The organism is Aeromicrobium sp. (assembly GCF_036676885.1).
Taxonomy (GTDB): domain Bacteria; phylum Actinomycetota; class Actinomycetes; order Propionibacteriales; family Nocardioidaceae; genus Aeromicrobium.
Genome location: NZ_JAKFCB010000219.1, coordinates 1 through 3296, shown reverse-complemented (window position 1 = coordinate 3296; position 3296 = coordinate 1). Strand labels below are relative to the sequence as shown.

General features: G+C 67.3%; 3 protein-coding genes and 1 tRNA gene. All 4 read right to left on the bottom strand.

What is annotated here, in order from left to right; genetic code table 11:
* Positions 1 to 284 precede the first annotated feature (284 nt).
* Positions 285 to 1052, bottom strand: a complete 768-nt coding sequence (locus V6M46_RS10035) for a hypothetical protein (RefSeq protein ID WP_332664400.1) — start codon at positions 1050 to 1052, stop codon at positions 285 to 287.
* Positions 1053 to 1113: 61 nt separating this feature from the next.
* Complete coding sequence (locus tag V6M46_RS10030) at positions 1114 to 2640, bottom strand: alpha/beta hydrolase (RefSeq protein WP_332664398.1); 1527 nt, start codon at positions 2638 to 2640, stop codon at positions 1114 to 1116.
* A gap of 309 nt (positions 2641 to 2949) precedes the next feature.
* A tRNA-Ala gene (locus V6M46_RS10025) sits at positions 2950 to 3022 on the bottom strand.
* A 64-nt stretch (positions 3023 to 3086) separates the two neighbouring features.
* Positions 3087 to 3296 (bottom strand): histidine phosphatase family protein (locus V6M46_RS10020; protein ID WP_332664396.1); only part of this gene is annotated, 210 nt, incomplete at its 5' end.

The window sequence follows — 3296 nt, the reverse complement described above, 5'->3', positions numbered from 1 at the left end:
GGAGCAGCGCTGGCGCTACCGGCGAAGCCGATCGATGTGCCGGAAGCCAGGACCAAGGTTCCCAGTGCCATGGTGGCTTTGCGGATCTTCATGTTTCCCTCGTCATTCTGCGTGTTCACGAAATTTCGGGCGAGTTTGCGGGCGTTGCCTACGCCGCAGAGGCGTCAAGAGCGGTTGAAAGCTACCGCGTACGCAAAACCTCTGAGACAGAGACTCGCATCTAGGTCGACCGCGGTCAGCCTGATACGAGTCACACCCTCACCAACGAGCGTCACGGCTGGGGGTTATTGCGACGCAGCAACGATTTCGACTTGTTGCGCGACCTTCACCTGAATTGCCTCCTCGATCGCGGCCAGGCGTCGCAACAACTTCACCGGGCGATCACCCAGCTGGAAGAAGAAGGCCTTCTGGTCGTCGATCTTCTTGGCACCCTGCTTGGTCATCGAGATGACGTCGTTCGCGTACGTCATGAGGTCGAGCTGCAGGAGCTCAGAGCCCTTCGGCGTGTCCTGCTTCTCCAGGCGGTCGCGCGCCTTCTCGTAGGCCGGAAGGACTCGCTCGCGCAGGGGTCCTCCGTCCAGCACGGGGCCGTCGCCCAGGAGCGTCCCCGGTCGCAGGGTGACGAGCTTCCTCCCGGCCGCGATGAACTGCGAGTGGGGGATCGCCTCGGTACGCAGATAGGACTCGAGATCCTTCAACGGAGCGAGCGCGGCCGTGCGGCGGAGACCGGCGCCCTGGAAGTCGCCGCTGTGTTCCCGCCCGTAGGACGTCGTGGTCCCCGCACGCAGCCGAGGAGCGTCCGCGATCTTGTCCTGGACCAGCTCCAGCAGCGCGGGGTAGCCGTCCTGGTCCGCATCGTGCTGGCTCTTGAGCTCCGCGGCGGCTGACCCGACGTAGCGATCCATCGCCGCATCGAAGCGCTGGGCGACCTGATCTGCCGCGCGGATCTGGTCGCGCTGCTCCGGCGACTTGGCGACCACGGAGCTGAGGCCGGTGATGACGAGGCCGATGATGAACGTCGCCACCACGGCGAGTCGCAAACGGGACCTCATGGGGCCAGTGTGCTGTGCGACAGGGTCGCTCCGCCGCTTCGGTGCCCTCCGGGCGCCGCCCTCAGTCGGTGTCATCGCACGTCACCGGTCCGGTGGGCTCCTCGCGGAACAGGAGGTAACGGTCAACGACACGGTCGACGCACGAGTTGCCGACACCGTATCCCGTGTGCCCGTCACCCTTGCGCGTCACGAGGAACGCCGACGACAGGTCTGCCGCCAGCGACTTCGACCACGCGTAGGGCGTGGCCGGGTCCCGGGTCGAGCCGATCACGACGATGGGCGCCGCCCCCTCGGCCCGCACGGCCCGCTGAGGATGCTTCGAGGTCACCGGCCAGTCCTGGCACTCGGAGGCCGACCAGGCCATCACTCCCCCGAACACCGGCGACGCCTTGCGGTACTCCGGAAGCAGTCTCGCGATGTCGCCGTCGCCAGGAGCCTTGGGGAAGTCCAGGCACCGGATCGCGAAGAACGCCTGTGCGCCGTTGTCCCGGTAGGTGCCGTCCTGGCGCCGGCCGTAGTACTGGTCGCTCAGTGTCAGCAGGATGCTGCCGTCGCCGAATCCCGCGCGTACCAGGCCGGTCGTCAGGACGTTCCAGCTGTCCGGGTCGTACATCGCGTAGGCGATGCCGTAGATCGCGGCGCCCTCGGTCAGCTTGCGGTCGAAGCGGGTCTGGATCGGCTTGTCCTCCAGGCTCCCCAGGAGCTCGATGATGTTGGCGTTGGCGTCCTTCTCGTCGTCGCCGAGCGGGCAGTCGCCGTCCTCGAGGCAGGCCACGATGTACGCCTTGAGCTCGCGCTGGAAGCCCTTGGCCTGGTCGAATCCCTGCCGCTCCTTGCTCCGCGAGGGATCGACCGCGCCGTCGAGGATCATGGCCCCGGCCCGGCGCGGGAACAGGTCGGCGTACGTCGCTCCGAGCTGCGTGCCGTATGAGGCGCCGTAGTAGTCCAGCTTCCTCTGGCCCATCAGGGCGCGCAGCACGTCAAGGTCGCGCGCCGCCTCCTCGGTGGAGATGTGGGAGACGAGCGAGCCCGAGTTCTTGACGCATCCCTCGCCCAGCTTGCGGAAGCCGTCGCCGAGCTTGTCGACCAGCTTGAGCGTGTCGGGGTCGGGGTCCAGTGCGATCAGCTTGTCGAACGCCTCGTCGGACTCGCAGACCAAGGGATTGCTCTGGCCGACTCCTCGGGGATCGAATCCGATGATGTCGCGGCGCTGGCGGATCTCCTGGGACGTCAGGGAGGCGAACGTGTCCACGAAGCCCACACCCGATCCACCTGGTCCGCCCGGGTTGATGACGATCCGCCCCTCGGCCTTGCCGGAGGAGGCGGGGCGGAGCTTGACCCGCAGGCGGATTGCCTCGCCGGCGGGCTTGTCGTAGTCGAGCGGCACGCGTACCCAGGTGCACAGGGAGCGACCGCACGGTGTCCAGTCCAGCTTCTGGTCGTAGAACCGGGCGAGGCCGGCCGGCGCCTTCTCCCCGGTGGCGACCGGGATCAGGCTGCGCTCGCCCTCGCGATCGCTGACGTACGCCCCGAAGATGATCACCCCGGCCATCATGGCGGCGATGCCGAGACTGATGCGGGCGAGCACGGCTGGCGAGACCTTCCTGGTTCGACGTGGGCGAGGACCAGCCTAGGCGGTAGGGCGACGCAACCGGTTCGCGACGCACGAACGCCCCTCCGGATACCGAAGGGGCGTCGACATGCCAGAAGGCCCGGGCCAAGACCGCCCGGGCCTTCTGATCGTGTGGAGCATAGGAGACTCCGTCGCGCGCGCTCGGGACAAGCCTCGCCCTCACACTCGCCAGACCGGGAGACGCGACGCGCGCTCCTCCCCGAATCCCTTGCCATACACACGCCAGAAGGCCCGGGCAAAGAGCGCCCGGGCCTTCTGATCGTGTGGAGCATAGGAGATTCGAACTCCTGACCTCTTCCATGCCATGGAAGCGCGCTACCAACTGCGCCAATGCCCCGCTGCAGCCCGTGTGTTGGGCCTCGCCAATGTTAGCCGCTGACCCTCTGCATGCCCAAACCGGGTCACTCGTCGTCGGAGAGCACGGGTTCCGGCAGTGTCCCGGCGTTCCATTCCGTGAGCCGCCACTTCGACCATTCCTGGTAGCGGGACTCCTCGAGCACCGACCACGCACAGTTGCCCAGTCCGCCGAATGTGCTCCAGTGCGGCTCAGGGATGTCGAGGAACGCGCATGCGCCCGTCCGCAGGACGGCTCCGTGCGCGACCACGACGAG